Origin of the sequence: Macrococcus armenti (assembly GCF_020097135.1) — a bacterium.
Taxonomy (GTDB): domain Bacteria; phylum Bacillota; class Bacilli; order Staphylococcales; family Staphylococcaceae; genus Macrococcoides; species Macrococcoides armenti.
In genome coordinates this window covers 1,228,100-1,243,587 of the sequence record NZ_CP083608.1, presented here as the reverse complement: position 1 = coordinate 1,243,587, position 15,488 = coordinate 1,228,100, and the positions used below count along the sequence as shown (strand labels likewise).

Below are 15,488 nucleotides of genomic sequence, written 5' to 3'. Positions count from 1 at the left end.
TAAAAGGATGAGAATATGAAACCAGTATTTGAAATTAAGGATGTTTCTTATCGATACCCTGATAAGAAGGCGTTATCGAACATTAATATCAGTATATATCCTGGTGATTTTTTAGCAATCGTCGGACCTAACGGGTCGGGTAAATCAACGCTATTAAAGTTGATTCTCGGTATTTTAAATTTACAGGATGGCGAAATATTAATGAACGGAACTGATATTCGTAAATTAAATAAACGTACAGGCATAGGTTATGTGTCACAAAAAGCAAATGCAGCGAGTTCTGGATTCCCTGCAAATGTTTATGAAGTTGTACGTAGTGGATTAATTCAGATGAAACCGATATTTCAGAGATTTAATAAAGCGGACGACAAAAAAGTGGAAGCAATATTAAAACGTCTCCATATCGATCATTTAAAACATAAAAATATTTCTGATCTGTCAGGTGGACAGCAGCAGCGTGTATTTATTGCACGTGCTTTAATTTCAAATCCATCTGTACTCGTACTTGATGAGCCGACAGTCGGCATTGATGCAAAGCATGTTGCTGAATTTTATGCTTTACTAGAACAACTTAAAAATGAAGGTATCACGATACTACTCGTAACGCATGATATCGGTGTTGTAGTTGATACTGCAACACAAGTTGCCTGTTTAAACGAGCATTTACACTTCCATGGTACAGCACACCAGTTTAAATCATTAGATGAAGTTGAAATTTCAAAAATATACGGTCACCCTGTACAGTTTATTGATCACAGCGGTCATGATAGGGAGTGTTGTTTATGAGTATAACAGAAGCAATTATCGAATTTGATTTTATTCGATATTCGTTTATTGCAGGGATACTTATCGGTATACTTGCACCATTAATCGGGACATTTATCGTTGTTCGCAGACTTTCGTTAATCGCAGATGCACTGAGTCACGTTACTCTCGGTGGTATCGCATTTGGGATGCTGCTTACAAAAGTATTAGCTTTTACAATTAATCCTGTATGGACGGGTATATTATTTTCTGTAACCGGATCACTCCTGATTGAAAAATTGCGCGGCGTATATAAACATTACCAGGAGTTAGCAATTCCGATAATTATGAGTTTAGGAATTGGTTTAAGCGTTATTTTCATATCCTTTGCAAATGGATTTAATCAAGATTTATTTGGCTATTTATTCGGTAGTATTAGTGCAGTTACATTTAACGATATATTAGTGATTACTTCAATATTCATTTTAGTTTTACTATTCATTGGATTACTTTATAAAGAATTATTCATATTGTCATTTGACGAGGAGTACGCGTCTATTATTGGTGTACCGAAGTATGTGCATCTATTGTTCATGCTGATGGTAGCGCTCGTAATATCTGCGTCGATGCGTGTAGTAGGTATACTTTTAGTTTCAAGTTTAATTACATTGCCGGTAGCAAGTGCAATGCGTTTAACGAGAAGTTATAAAGCACTTATGTTATGGAGTGTCATCATAGGTGAAATGTCAGTTATTATCGGCTTAATTACTGCATATTATCTCGATATATCACCAGGTGGTGTAATCGTGATGTTACTTGTAGTAATCTTGATCGGTTCAATTATGATTAAGAAGAATAAAGAAAGGGAGGCGTAATCTATGAAGATCGATGATGCAATTAAAGTATTAAAAGATAATGGTCATAAATATACAGATAAACGAAAAGATTTAATTACATTATTACATGAAAGCAGTAAATACTTAAATGCTAAACAGATTCAGACGTATTTAAATGATAAGTATCCTGGCATATCGTTTGATACAATTTACCGCAATCTTCACTTATTTGAATCTTTAAAATTAATTGAAACGACAGAACTTGATGGGGAGAAAAAATTCAGACTTGCCTGTTCAAATCATCACCATCATCATTTTATTTGTAAATCATGTGGTGATACACGGGTCGTTGAACATTGTCCAATAGATACTTTCAAGGATGAATTACCTGAAGTTGAAATTGAAAGCCATAAAATTGAATTATATGGACTGTGCGAAAAGTGCAAATAAAAAAAGATGCCTCGGCATCTTTTTTATTTGTCATTAAAGTGTTTCTGTATTATGTTGTTTGTTTCAATCCATGAATATACGCGATATACATCTTTCGGTAAATGAGATTGGTTATATGGTGTATCAAATAAATATACCGGAATATTTAATACGTTATGAATATCAATCGCGTTGTCCAGTTTATCCTCAAAAAAAGCATCAACCTGTAATTCACGTGCGACTTCAATTTTGTTATGTGAACCTGTGAGTTCAATATGGTGGTACGGTATATTATGTCGATTAAACCAATCAAATGTGATATCTGTTAGTAATGTGTGTCTGGCGCTAATAAAATAAAGTTCAAACTGATCTGACCACTGTCTTAAAATTTTATCTGCATCTTTATGAACGGGTGAATGAATATAGAGTTCACGTTCATTTTCTTTAAACCATTGCGCCACTTCATCGTTACTAATACCTAAAACGGTCGTCAGTTCATATGCGGTAATATCTTCGTATTTAAAGTCTGGGTCAAACGATTTCTGAAGGTATGGAACAAGTGCGGTTGGACACGTTACTGTGCCATCGATATCTATACCGAACCTGATTTTACTTTTCTGCATTCGCTAATTTTTCAGCTTCTTGTTTTTTGAAATACTCTTCAGCAAGTTTATCGATTTCCATCTTTAATTCTTCAACCATCGTCTCTTCAGGTACTTTTCTAACGGTTTTACCTTTCATAAACAACAGACCTTCTCCACGTGCACCAGCAATACCGATATCCGCTTCACGCGCTTCACCAGGACCATTTACAGCACATCCCAGTACGGCAACTTTTAACGGAGCTTTAATCGTAGAAATATATTCTTCAACTTCGTTGGCAATTGAAATTAAGTCAATTTCAATTCGACCACATGTCGGACATGAAATAAGTGTTGCAGCATTACTTGCTAAGCCAAAAGACTTTAATAGTTCACGTGCAACTTTAACTTCTTCTACAGGATCTGCTGATAATGAAATGCGTAACGTGTTACCGATACCTAAACTCATAATTGCACCGAGACCTGCAGCAGATTTAACAGTACCGGCAAATAATGTACCGCTTTCTGTAATACCTAAATGCAGTGGATAATCGAATGCTTGCGCTGCTTTCGTATATGCTTCGATTGCTAAGTTAACATCACTTGCCTTCATCGATACGATAATATCGTGGAAGTCCAGATCTTCAAGAATTTTAATATGATGCAGTGCACTTTCTACCATACCGTCTGCAGTAGGGTATCCATATTTTTTTAATATATGCTTTTCAAGTGAACCGGCATTAACTCCGATACGAATCGGAATTCCTTTTTCTTTACAAGCCTTTACAACTTCTTCAACTTTTTCGCGGCGGCCGATATTACCGGGATTGATACGAATTTTATCCGCACCACCTTCGATTGCAAGAAGTGCAAGTTTGTAATCAAAGTGAATATCAACGACTAAAGGTATATTAATTTGTTTTTTTATTTCTGCAATCGCAAGTGCGTCTTCTTCTTTAGGACATGCAACACGAACAATTTGACAACCTGCTTCTTCAAGACGTTTAATTTCTGCTACAGTTGCTTCAACGTCATGTGTCTTCGTTGTTGTCATACTTTGTATTACGAGTTCATCTGAACCGCCAATCGTAAGGTCACCGACTTTAACAGGTCTTGTATTTTTTCTATGTGTTATTTCAGGCATTTATATTTCTCCTTCATTTGTATACTATATATTACTATCTTATTAAGAATAACACTTCTATTATATAGATGGAAATCAAATTTGTTTAGCTTTATGCTTTTGCTTCGGTAAATAATAAATGGTAACGCATATGAGTATGAACATTAAAATCCATGAGATTAATGATAAGTACTTAATATTGCGGGAAACGCTGATTATGAGTACTAAAGTTGGTGCTGTATAAATGAATGAATTGATTTTTAACCAGTTCATATAGCGTGATTTTCTATTGAATAGTCGAGCGGTGATATGACTTAATGCACTAATCATTATTATTTTAACAGTTATCAGAAAGTACTGCGTGCCGAGTAATAATAGCGCATAAATAATAAAATAAAAATAGATTGAATTAGTAAATGTATTTAAGAACGAAATTAATGACGCTTTGTCCTGGAACATATTAATGTTTGAATATTTCACGCGCGTCGTATTGCTGAGCAGTATCTCATCCTTATCCAGAATAATATGGTTTTGTGCCGGTGAATTTTGTTTCGGACTGAATGTGACGGTTACATCATTTAGTTTTAATGAATGTTCTTTATCTATTTTTAAAGTGCCGTCTACAACTTTAAAGTCAGGAATGGATGTTGTCTCTGCTGATGTTAAAGCTGCAACAGTCTGAAATGTTGTAAAGGCATTGATGATATTAAACATTGATAACAATATTGCAAGCATTAATATATGTAAAAGTACATAGCGCATCTTTACAGTTCTGAACAATGGATATTTATCAAATTGAAATAAACGTTTTAAATGATTGAAATACATATGAATCCTCCCGTTAGTTACTATATTAACAGAAAATACGTTAATTTAAGCAAAGTATTTGTCGAATAAGTGGATAACTGATAATATCAATATGTAAACAATTACGTAAACTCAGGAGGATGATTAATTATGGCATTTGAATTACCACAATTAGGTTATGCATATGATGCATTAGAACCACACATCGACAAAGAAACGATGGAAATCCATCATACTAGACACCACAACACGTACGTAACGAAATTAAACGAAGCGGTTGCGGGAACTGAATTTGAAAATTTATCAGTTGAAGATTTAATGAAAAAAATTAACGAAGTTCCAGCTGATAAAAAGACTGCTGTAGTAAATAACGGTGGTGGACATTACAACCACTCATTATTCTGGACTTTACTTGCGCCAGGTAAGGAAGAAAAAGGTGAAGTTGTAGATGCAATCGTTGCGAAATTTGGTTCACTTGATGCATTTAAACAACAATTCGCTGATGCAGCAGCTGGTCGCTTCGGATCAGGTTGGGCATGGTTAGTAGTAAACAACGGTGAATTAGAAATTACATCAACTCCAAATCAGGAGAATCCATTAATGGAAGGTAAAACGCCTGTATTAGGATTAGATGTATGGGAACATGCTTACTACTTAAACTATCAGAATAAACGTCCAGATTATATTGCAGCATTCTGGAATGTTGTGAACTGGGAAAAAGTAAACGAATTATATTTAGCAGCAAAGTAATTTAAATTTACAATTGCTAAAACCATGCAATGTTTTTCATTGCATGGTTTTTTTGTTTATACATATTGCATATTTATAGTTAAATATAGAAAAAGTAATGCTTTTCATATATTATAGAAGGATAATGTATCAATGGGGGATTTTTTTTGAAACGTGTAAAACAGGAATCCAGTGAATTAAAACAAAAACGAATGACGAATCGCAGAATAAGTGTTATTTTTATGGCGATTATGTCGTTACTAGTAATTTTAGTACTGCGCTTAGGTTATTTACAGATTGTAAAAGGTGAAGATTATAAACAAACGGTGAACAATAATGAGAACATAGAAGTAAATGAATCCGTGCCTCGTGGGAGAATATATGATCGAAACGGGAAGTTACTCGTAGACAATACATCTAAAAAATCGATTACATATACACGAGACAGAATGACGTCGAACAAAGAAATATTATCAATTGCCAAAAAGCTTCAAAAAATAATTGATATGCCGACGAAAGCATTGACAATGCGTGATAAACAGGATTTTTATATTTTAACGCATAAAGAAGATGTAGATCATATTATGAAAAAAGAAAAAACATTGCTTGAAACCGGAGAGATTTTTCAAGATGAATATAATGATACGGTTTATAAAAAGCTCACAAAAGATAAATTAAAAAAGCTCTCGAATAAAGAACTTCAAGTTGCAGCAATTTATCGTGAGATGTCGAGTGGTAGTCAACTTAGCCCTCAAATTATAAAAAATGAAGATGTCTCAGAGAAGGAATATGCTCTCGTGTCTCAAAACTTAAGTGAATTACCAGGTGTTAATACTTCTATGGACTGGGATCGCAAATATTTATATGGTGATACTCTACGTACGATGTTCGGTCGCGTTTCTTCAAAAGAGGAAGGATTACCGAAAGAATTAACAGATTATTACTTGTCTAAAGGTTATTCAAGGAACGATCGTGTTGGTCAGAGTTACCTGGAATATCAATATGAAAATGTACTTCGTGGAAAAAAGAAAAAGATGCGATACATTACAAATAAATCAGGGAAAATTATTAACTCTGAGGTACTTTCAGAAGGATCACGTGGGGACGACTTAATCTTATCGATTGACATTGATTTACAATTAAAAGTTGAACAGTTAGTAGATAACAATATTAAAAAGTTACGTGGAATGGGTGCGACGTCTATGGATAAAGTGCTTGTTGTCGTTCAGGATCCACATAATGGCGATATATTAGCGTTAGCCGGGCGTCAAATCGATAAGTCCGGAAAAATTACTGATTATCATTATGGAACATTTACGTCGCAATATGCCGTAGGTTCATCTGTAAAAGGTGCGACATTACTTACTGGCTATAGTAATAATGCTATTAATGTCGGTGAGACGATGGTTGACCAACCACTAGTATTTAAAGGTGGCATTGAAAAGAAATCATACTTCAATCAATCTGGCAGTATTTCGATAAATGATAAACAAGCCTTAATGCATTCATCTAACGTATATATGTTTAAAACAGCATTGAAACTTGCAGGATTAAATTATTCTTCTAATATGGCATTACCGGATGATATTAGTGAAGCGGGGCAAAAATTACGAAAAGGTTTAAATCAGTTCGGTCTTGGTGTAAAGACTGGTATTGATCTGCCAAATGAAGTTACAGGACAAACAGGACAGCTTAAAAACAATCCAGGTAACTATTTAGATTTAGCAATAGGACAGTATGATACATACTCACCTTTACAGTTATCACAATACATTTCTACAATCGCGAATGATGGATACAGAATTCAGCCACACATCGTAAAAGAAATTAGAAGTGCTTCAAAAACGGATAAGATAGGTCCAGTAAAAGCACATTATAAAGGAAAAGTGCTGAATCGCATCAATAATAGTGAAAAAGAAATTAATCAAGTAAAAGATGGGTTTGATTTGGTATTCAATCAGGTGGAAGGTACAGGATACGAAAGTTTTAATAATGCGAATGTAAAAGCAGCAGGTAAAACTGGTACTGCAGAAGTTTTTCAGGATGGTGAGTCGAGAGTTAATTCTTCTTATATCGGATACGCACCAATTAAAAATCCACAATTAAGCTTTTCTATCATTTACACGAATCAGCCAGTGCCGCCACCATGGTTGCCTGGTGGAGATTTAGGTAAGGAAATTATAAACGAATACTTTAAGGATAAAAAACCAGCAGACAAATAGTCTGCTGGTTTTTTGTAGTATGGCATAATATACCCCTTTTACAATTTAATTATTCATCTTTACACAAAATTTACAATACATTCATTCTAAATTAACAAATAAACTATATAGTTAGAAATGTAATAACAAATCAAAAAATTTATTCGTCTTTATTTTTAGGAGGATTTTTGACAATGAAAAAATGGCAATTAGTAGGATCAACAACTGTTTTAGGTACTGCTTTATTATTAGGTGCTTGTGGTGGTGCAGCTGAGAAATCTGACTCAAAGAGTGAAGATAAAGGTTCTGACACGGCATCAAAAGAGATTAAAGGTAAAGTAGCTGGTGATGGTTCAACAACAGTAGCTCCTGTAGTTGAAAAGATCAATGAACAGTTTGCAACAGAATATCCAGATGTAACAGTTGCAATCGGTACTTCAGGTACTGGTGGTGGATTCGAGAAATTTATATCAGGTGAAACAGATTTCTCAAACGCATCACGCGACATTAAAGATGAAGAGAAAAAAGCATTAGAAGATAAAAAGATCGAATATACTGAATTTAAAATTGCTAGTGACGGGTTAACTGTAGCTGTAAATAAAGAAAATGATTTCGTTGATTACTTAACTTTTGATGAGTTAAAGAAAATATACTCTGGCGAAGCTAAAACATGGAAAGATGTACGTGCTGATTTCCCAGCAGATGAAATTAAAGCATTCTCTCCTGACCAATCACATGGTACGTATGATTTCTTTAGTGAAGAAGTATTAGATAAAGGTGAAATTAAAGCTGAGAAAAATGCTGATACAAATGTAATCGTTAAATCAGTACAAGACAACAAAGCGGGTATCGGGTTCTTCGGATACAATTTCTACCAAGAAAACAAAGATAACTTAAAAGCAGTGAAGATTCAAAAAGAAGGTAAAGGTGAAGGTGTAGAAGCGACTGAGGAATCTGTTAAAGATGGTTCATACCCATTAAGCCGTCCTCTTTACATTTATGCTAAAAACGATTCACTTAAAAAGAATGAAGCATTTAAAACTTTTATGAAGTTCACTTTAGAAAAAGCTAAAGATGCATCTAAGGAATCTGGTTATGTACCTTTAGAAGATAAAGTATACGAAGAAGATTTAAAGAAATTAGAAGAAGTTAAATAATTAATATTAAATAAGAAATTTTTCAGGGACGAAATTTTTCGTCCCTTTTAAAATGAAGGAGTCAATGCTATGGAAAATAAAGTATCAATTCAAGAAATGATAGCACAGCGTCAAGGCAAAGGATCAAAAAATGTGATTGAAAAATTCATTCCTGTCATTTTGGCCGTGATTGCTTCAATTTCTATATTTACGACCATCGGAATCTTGATTACTTTACTCACTGAAACGATAACATTCTTTACGAGAGTGTCACTTAGTGAATTCTTCCTTGAGAAAACATGGAATGCATTCGGACAAGATCCAAAATACGGTATTATATCTTTAATTTTAGGGACTTTAAAAGTAACGCTAATTGCAACGATATTTGCAGTGCCGGTAGGTCTTGGTGCGGCATTATATTTAAGTGAATATGCAAGCGATAGAGTAAGACGAATTATAAAGCCTATATTAGAGATTCTTGCAGGGATCCCAACGATTGTGTATGGATTTTTCGCATTGACATTTGTTACGCCGATGTTGCGTAGGGTATGGCCTGACCTAGGTTCGTTTAACGCAATTAGCCCAGGCTTAGTAATCGGAATTATGATCGTACCGATGATTGCTAGTTTATCTGAAGATGCGATGAGTGCGGTTCCTCAAGCAATACGCGAAGGTGCTTTAGGACTTGGTTCAACGAAGCTCGAAACAGCTTTAAAAGTAGTTTTCCCAGCTGCACTTTCGGGAATTTTAGCTTCTATCGTACTTGCAATTTCACGTGCAATAGGGGAAACGATGATTGTTTCTCTTGCGGCTGGTAGTTCACCAGAATTCTCATTAGATTTCACAAATTCACTTCAGACGATGACAGCTTTCATCGTTCAAGTAGCAACAGGTGATGCTACATTCGGTTCTGATATATACTATAGTATTTATGCAGTAGGATTTACGTTATTTATCTTTACATTAGTAATGAATATGATTTCACAATGGATTACAAATAAATTCAGAGAGGAGTATTAAAATGGAACTAATTAATCAGGAAAGAGTAGCGAAGAAACTCTCTGGTCGTTTAGCGAAAAACGCAATTGTTAGATTTATATTTTTCATATGCACAATCATAGGTTTAATAGTTCTTGCGATGCTCCTCTTTGACATCATTAAAAAAGGAGCAGGTTATTTAACACCTGAGTTCTTTACAAACTTTTCAAGTACAACACCATTAAAAGCAGGTATTAAAGGTGCTTTAATCGGAACTTTATGGCTTATGATGACGATTGCACCGATTGCAATTTCTCTAGGTGTCGCAACAGCAATTTATATGGAAGAGTATGCGAAAGATAATTTCTTTACGCGTTTTGTTAAAGTTAATATCGCAAACTTAGCTTCTGTACCTTCTGTAGTATTTGGTTTGCTTGGGTTAACATTGTTTGTTCGTGGTGGCGGAATAGAAGCGTTTTCGTTAGGTAAATCAGTTTTAGCTGCGGCACTTACAATGTCATTAATGATTTTACCAGTTATTATCGTTTCGAGTCAGGAAGCGATTCGTGCAGTGCCGAATGCGATACGAGAAGCATCACTTGGATTAGGTGCTACAAAGTGGCAGACGATTACGAATGTTGTGTTACCTGCATCAATCCCAGGTATTTTAACAGGAACTATCTTAGCTTTATCACGTGCCATCGGTGAAACTGCACCATTAGTTGTTATCGGTATACCGACAATTTTTATGAAAACACCGGATAATATTATGGACAGATTTCAGGCATTACCGATGCAGATCTTTACTTGGGCGAAATTGCCGAAGGAAGAATTTCAATTTGTATCTTCAGCAGCGATTATTGTGCTATTAATTATGTTAATTGCAATGAACTCTATCGCAATCTTTATCCGCAATAAATATCAGAAAAAATTCTAGCTCATTTTGAGAGGGGTCTATAAAATGAATTCAAATGTAAAAATTATCAATACAAATGATACAGAAACAGAAACGAAAACAATCGTTACAAATAGTATGGCAACAAATAATAATGTAGAAGAAGAAAACAAAACAGATAAAAAAATCGTTTATCAAACAAAAAATTTAGATTTATGGTATGGTGATCACCATGCACTTCAAAACATTAATCTGGATATTCTTGAAAATGAAGTAACAGCAATTATCGGACCATCAGGTTGTGGTAAATCAACGTACATTAAAACATTAAATCGTATGATTGAACTAGTACCAAGTGTTCGTACATCTGGCGAAATTTTGTATCGTGGAGACAATATTTTCGATAAAAGCTACAAAGTTGAGCAATTAAGAACACGTGTTGGTATGGTATTCCAGAAACCTAACCCATTCCCAAAATCAATTTATGACAATATTACGTATGGTCCAAGAATTCACGGTATTACAGATAAAAAGATTTTAGATGAAATCGTAGAAAAATCGTTACGTGGTGCAGCAATTTGGGATGAAACGAAAGATCGTCTTGATAAAAACGCATATGGTTTATCAGGTGGACAACAGCAACGTATTTGTATCGCACGTTGTTTAGCGATTGAACCTGATGTTATTTTAATGGATGAGCCGACATCAGCACTTGATCCAATTTCAACTTTAAAGGTTGAAGAGTTAGTACAGGAAATTAAAGATAAATACTCAATCATAATCGTAACGCATAACATGCAGCAAGCTGCGCGTATTTCTGACAAAACTGCATTCTTCTTAAATGGTTATGTGAACGAGTTTGATACTACAGATAAAATCTTCTCTAACCCTGCTGATGAACAGACAGAGAGATATATTTCAGGAAGGTTTGGTTAATATGAGAGAAATATACGAAGAGAGTTTACAACATTTAGAAAATAGCGTAATGAGCTTAGCGGATGATGTTTATCGAACAATTGAAAAAAGTATCAATGTACTCAGTGATGACAATAAAGATATTGCACGTGAAATTATCGCAAGCGATGTTCATATTAATGCTAAGGAAAGCGATATTGAAGATCAGATTATTAGCTTAATTACGAAGCAGCAACCTATTGCAACAGATTTACGTATGATACTTTCAAGTAATAAAATTGCATCAGAACTTGAGCGTATGGGAGATAATGCATCAAATATCGCAAAAATTCGTAAACGTGTAAAAATTGAAGATACTTACATTCTTGCACGTCTTAAAACGATGGGGAAACTGAGTATGTTAATGCTCGCTGATTTAAAAGAAGCATACGCGTCACAAGACGTTAACTTAGTTAAAGAGATTATCGAACGTGATAATGATATTGATGATTTATATAAAGAAATTATTAACAGTTCATATTTAATTGATAATGATCCTTATATTTCAGGGCAGGCACATCTTGCAGGAAGATACCTTGAAAGAATTGGAGATCATATTACTAATATCGCTGAGAGTGTTTATTTCACGATTACAGGTGAAAGATTTTCCTAAATCACAAATTTACACTAGATAATTCACACGTCTCGTGGTATTATATAAAAGTCGTATGGATATTTAGAAACGTGAGGAGGGAACAACTATGCGCGTTAATGTTACTTTAGCTTGTACTGAATGTGGTGAACGTAACTACATCACTAAGAAAAATAAACGTAATAACCCAGAACGTATTGAAATGTCAAAATACTGTGCAAGAGACAATAAAAAGACTTTACACAGAGAGACTAAATAATAATTTTTAAAACAGACACATTTTTGTGTCTGTTTTTTTGTTTATCCCAATGTCTTTCATGTATAATTAAGCTAGGTGATAATATGAATAAAAAGGAACTCAGAGCAAATACATTAAATGATTTAAAAAAATTAAATAATAAATATGATAAAGAAAATATAATTCTCAATAAACTGATGCATCATTCAAAATTTATGAATGCAAAATCTATCGGAGTAACGATGTCAATGGCTCATGAATTTGATACACGCTTTCTCATTCGATATGCACAAATTACAGGTAAAACAATATACGTACCGAAGTGTGATTATAAAAGTAAAGAAATGTACTTTACGAAGTATACATCTCCTGAAGATATTACTGTTGATAGTTTTGGTATTGATGTAATGAATCATGATATTGGTAAAGGAGAAGCACCAGAACTCATGATAGTGCCAGGTGTAAGGTTTAATAAGAATGGCTACCGTATAGGATACGGTGGTGGATATTACGATAAGTATTTAAGCAATTATAACGGTTATACGATAAGCCTAATATTTGATGTTCAAGTAGGAGAAGTAGTTGTAGAGCAGCATGATATTCCTGTGCAATATATTATTACAGAATCTAAAGAATGGCATACAGGTGAATTACAATGATAAATGAGCGACAAGTATGGCGAAGTATATATGAATTCATAAAATATACCGGTTATGAATACTTTACACATAGTGCAGATGAAGAAGATATATGGTTAATACATCGTAAAAAAGGCAGTATAAAACGCATTGTATTTAGAAAAGAGACTGCACAAGCAACTTTATTTATGGTTCAGAAAGTAATTGATCATTTTGATGATATAGAAATGTCTGCAGGTGTACAGATTAAAGATTTTGAGATTATTCTTGTCAATCAGACGAATCAAATTACGAATGACATGCCGTTAAATATTCACGTGGAAGAATGTAACAATACGTTAACACTGAATAAGTTATTAAAACACCATTACAACGCTGTAACTAATAAGTATCGTGATAAGCCAGTTAACACTTATAAAAGATTAGTTCTAAATGATAATGTAATGGAAAAAGCCACACGTAAATTTTCTCCGATTACATATATATTGATTTTAGTAAATATTATAATATTTATTTATACTTTTTTCTGGAATATAACACACAAAGTTGATTTGGCTATAGAAAAAGGTGGATTAACGCATTTTAATTTTGTGCACGGCGATTATTATCGTATAATTACATCAATATTTCTTCATTTTGATATTCAGCACCTACTTTTCAATATGATGTCATTATTTATATTCGGTAAATTTATTGAATATTTCTATCGTAAATGGCAATATCTATGTATATATATTGGTGGCGGTTTAATTGGTAATTTAATCTCATTAACGTTCGATAATGCATCGGTTTCAGTTGGTGCGAGTGGTGCGATTTGTGCATTGATTGGCGCATTCATCATTTATTTAGTGTTTAGTAGCAAATTTGATAAAAGATTTATTCTGCAATCATTTATCGGTGTATGCATTTTTTTAGGTGCGAGTGCGATTTTTGAAAATGTAAATCATTTTGCGCATTTTGGTGGTTTATTCGGAGGTATGATTATTGCAACGTTGTTTTATGTGTATCAATATCATACGTTATATTTTTATATAATGATTGCCGGAATAGTTATAATCACAATATTACTGCTTTTAAATATATTTTCAGAAAAAGAACATCATATTTATAATGAATATGCAAAAGCTTATATGATAGAAGGTAACGATGATGAAAGTATGCGTGTCATCAGACAGACAATTGATAAAGGCTATGATAATGATGAAACTTATATACTATTTGGACTCGTTAAAACAAAACAGGAAAGCTTATCAAATGGTTTATTAGTATGGTTGAATGCAATTAAAAAGTTTCCTGAGAGTGACCGTTTAAACTATCAGCTTGCAATAGCATATCGCTCGATAGATGACTATCAAAAAGCAGAGAAATACATAAATAAAGCAATTGTACTGGATGAAAAGGATGAGTATATTCAATTAAAAAAAGAAATTAAGGAATTCAGGTGATCGAATTGAATACATTTTATGATGTTCAAAAGTTATTACAGAAATTTGGTATTATTATATATTTTAAAGATGAGAAAAATACGCTTGCAATGATGGATGAGGAGTTAAAGGCATTGCATGATGCAATGCTCATTGATCATCAGACATTTATACAGGCGAGATTAATAATCAATCAGAGAAGGATGAATAAACTATGATTTTAGCAGCGGATATTGGTGGGACAACTTGTAAACTCGGAATTGTTGATAATGATCTGAATATAATTAAAAAGTGGGAAATTGTTACGAATACTGAAGACAACGGTACGCACATTCTGAAAAATATATATGATTCATTCGTTAAACATCTTGAGACAGTGAACTTAAAAATAGAAGACTGTGATGGCGTAGGTCTAGGGGTCCCAGGACCTGTTGACTTTGAATCTGGAACGGTAAATGGTGCAATAAATCTGAAGTGGCACGGAAAAATAAACATTAAATCTCAGTTTGAAACACTTTCAGGTTTACCGGTATATGTTGATAACGATGCGAATGTTGCAACACTTGGTGAAAAGTTCAAAGGTGCAGGTAGAAATGAAGCGGATGTCGTATGTGTAACTTTAGGTACTGGTGTTGGTGGCGGTGTCATTAGTAATCATCAACTTGTACATGGTGCTACAGGGGCTGCAGGTGAATTTGGACATATAACTGTCGATACGAAACAAAGGTTTGCATGTAATTGTGGCAAGCGAGGATGTTTAGAAACGGTGGCAAGTGCAACAGGTGTTGTGAATCTTGCATATTACTATTATGAAGAATTACAATTTCAAACTGTGCTTAAAGATGCGATTCAGGAAAAATCACTTCAGGCAAAGATGGTATTTGATGCGGCGAAAGATGGTGATGAGTTTGCGCTTTATGTAATAAAGAAAGTAGCAAAGCACCTTGCATTTGCTTTTAGTATTATAAGTGTTATGACAAATCCAAAATATATTATTATCGGTGGCGGTGTGTCTCGTGCGGGACAATTTTTAGTTGACCATATCGAATCATATTATAAACCTATGACCTTTGCACCAGCAGCAGAAAGTACGAAAATTGTTACTGCTACACTTGGAAATGATGCAGGTATGATCGGTGCCGCCGGATTAATCAAAACATATGTCATGGAGGGGAAATAAGTA

General features: G+C 33.9%; 18 protein-coding genes. 15 read left to right on the top strand and 3 right to left on the bottom strand.

The window, feature by feature from the left end; genetic code table 11:
- Window positions 1–15 precede the first annotated feature (15 nt).
- Genes LAU42_RS06460 through LAU42_RS06450 form a run of 3 tightly spaced genes read left to right on the top strand, consistent with a single transcriptional unit; the run spans window position 16 to window position 2,030 of the window.
- Window positions 16–786, top strand: a complete 771-nt coding sequence (locus tag LAU42_RS06460) for a metal ABC transporter ATP-binding protein (protein WP_224182821.1) — start codon at window positions 16–18, stop codon at window positions 784–786.
- 2 nt (window positions 787–788) lie between these two features.
- Window positions 789–1,619 (top strand): metal ABC transporter permease, encoded by an 831-nt coding sequence (locus LAU42_RS06455; RefSeq protein ID WP_224184763.1) that lies wholly within the window; start codon window positions 789–791, stop codon window positions 1,617–1,619.
- Between the two features lie 3 nt (window positions 1,620–1,622).
- On the top strand, window positions 1,623–2,030 hold the full coding sequence (locus LAU42_RS06450) for a Fur family transcriptional regulator (protein ID WP_224182820.1): 408 nt from the start codon (window positions 1,623–1,625) through the stop codon (window positions 2,028–2,030).
- 23 nt (window positions 2,031–2,053) lie between these two features.
- Here the strand turns inward: LAU42_RS06450 and LAU42_RS06445 are convergent, their stop codons facing one another.
- The 3 genes from LAU42_RS06445 to LAU42_RS06435 form a co-directional block, all read right to left on the bottom strand.
- Window positions 2,054–2,632, bottom strand: a complete 579-nt coding sequence (locus tag LAU42_RS06445) for a 5' nucleotidase, NT5C type (RefSeq protein ID WP_224182819.1) — start codon at window positions 2,630–2,632, stop codon at window positions 2,054–2,056.
- A complete protein-coding gene (ispG, locus tag LAU42_RS06440; protein ID WP_224184762.1) occupies window positions 2,619–3,725 on the bottom strand; it encodes a flavodoxin-dependent (E)-4-hydroxy-3-methylbut-2-enyl-diphosphate synthase in 1,107 nt (368 codons plus the stop codon). The genes LAU42_RS06445 and ispG overlap by 14 nt, the downstream gene beginning before the upstream one ends.
- An 84-nt stretch (window positions 3,726–3,809) precedes the next feature.
- A complete protein-coding gene (locus tag LAU42_RS06435) occupies window positions 3,810–4,541 on the bottom strand; it encodes a DUF1189 family protein (protein ID WP_224182818.1) in 732 nt (243 codons plus the stop codon).
- A gap of 129 nt (window positions 4,542–4,670) precedes the next feature.
- Here LAU42_RS06435 and LAU42_RS06430 point away from each other — a divergent pair, with 129 nt between their 5' ends.
- The 12 genes from LAU42_RS06430 (at window position 4,671) to LAU42_RS06375 (ending at window position 15,485) form a co-directional block, all read left to right on the top strand.
- Window positions 4,671–5,270, top strand: coding sequence for a superoxide dismutase (locus LAU42_RS06430; RefSeq protein WP_224182817.1), 600 nt, complete (start codon window positions 4,671–4,673; stop codon window positions 5,268–5,270).
- A 191-nt stretch (window positions 5,271–5,461) separates the two neighbouring features.
- A complete protein-coding gene (locus LAU42_RS06425; RefSeq protein WP_224184761.1) occupies window positions 5,462–7,471 on the top strand; it encodes a peptidoglycan D,D-transpeptidase FtsI family protein in 2,010 nt (669 codons plus the stop codon).
- 173 nt (window positions 7,472–7,644) lie between these two features.
- Entirely contained in the window at window positions 7,645–8,607 is a 963-nt protein-coding gene (locus LAU42_RS06420) for a PstS family phosphate ABC transporter substrate-binding protein (protein ID WP_224182816.1), read from the top strand.
- Window positions 8,608–8,676: 69 nt separating this feature from the next.
- Window positions 8,677–9,606: a phosphate ABC transporter permease subunit PstC gene (gene pstC, locus LAU42_RS06415; protein WP_224182815.1), complete on the top strand. Its 930-nt coding sequence runs from the start codon at window positions 8,677–8,679 to the stop codon at window positions 9,604–9,606.
- A gap of 1 nt (window position 9,607) precedes the next feature.
- Window positions 9,608–10,501 (top strand): phosphate ABC transporter permease PstA, encoded by an 894-nt coding sequence (gene pstA, locus LAU42_RS06410; protein WP_224182814.1) that lies wholly within the window; start codon window positions 9,608–9,610, stop codon window positions 10,499–10,501.
- A gap of 96 nt (window positions 10,502–10,597) precedes the next feature.
- Window positions 10,598–11,395: a phosphate ABC transporter ATP-binding protein PstB gene (gene pstB, locus LAU42_RS06405; protein ID WP_224184760.1), complete on the top strand. Its 798-nt coding sequence runs from the start codon at window positions 10,598–10,600 to the stop codon at window positions 11,393–11,395.
- Complete coding sequence (gene phoU / locus LAU42_RS06400) at window positions 11,388–12,026, top strand: phosphate signaling complex protein PhoU (RefSeq protein WP_224184759.1); 639 nt, start codon at window positions 11,388–11,390, stop codon at window positions 12,024–12,026. The genes pstB and phoU overlap by 8 nt, the downstream gene beginning before the upstream one ends.
- An 88-nt stretch (window positions 12,027–12,114) precedes the next feature.
- The gene (gene rpmG, locus LAU42_RS06395) at window positions 12,115–12,264 is read left to right on the top strand and encodes a 50S ribosomal protein L33 (RefSeq protein ID WP_096076353.1); all 150 of its coding nucleotides are present in this window, start codon (window positions 12,115–12,117) and stop codon (window positions 12,262–12,264) included.
- A gap of 83 nt (window positions 12,265–12,347) precedes the next feature.
- Window positions 12,348–12,902 carry a 5-formyltetrahydrofolate cyclo-ligase gene (locus LAU42_RS06390; protein WP_224182813.1) on the top strand — a complete coding sequence of 185 codons (555 nt, stop codon included), beginning with the start codon at window positions 12,348–12,350 and terminating at the stop codon, window positions 12,900–12,902.
- Entirely contained in the window at window positions 12,899–14,326 is a 1,428-nt protein-coding gene (locus tag LAU42_RS06385; protein WP_224182812.1) for a rhomboid family intramembrane serine protease, read from the top strand. Before LAU42_RS06390 ends, LAU42_RS06385 begins: the two co-directional genes overlap by 4 nt.
- Window positions 14,323–14,523, top strand: a complete 201-nt coding sequence (locus tag LAU42_RS06380) for a YqgQ family protein (RefSeq protein ID WP_338147626.1) — start codon at window positions 14,323–14,325, stop codon at window positions 14,521–14,523. The genes LAU42_RS06385 and LAU42_RS06380 overlap by 4 nt, the downstream gene beginning before the upstream one ends.
- Window positions 14,520–15,485 carry an ROK family glucokinase gene (locus LAU42_RS06375; RefSeq protein WP_224182810.1) on the top strand — a complete coding sequence of 322 codons (966 nt, stop codon included), beginning with the start codon at window positions 14,520–14,522 and terminating at the stop codon, window positions 15,483–15,485. Before LAU42_RS06380 ends, LAU42_RS06375 begins: the two co-directional genes overlap by 4 nt.
- The last annotated feature ends 3 nt before the right edge of the window (window positions 15,486–15,488 follow it).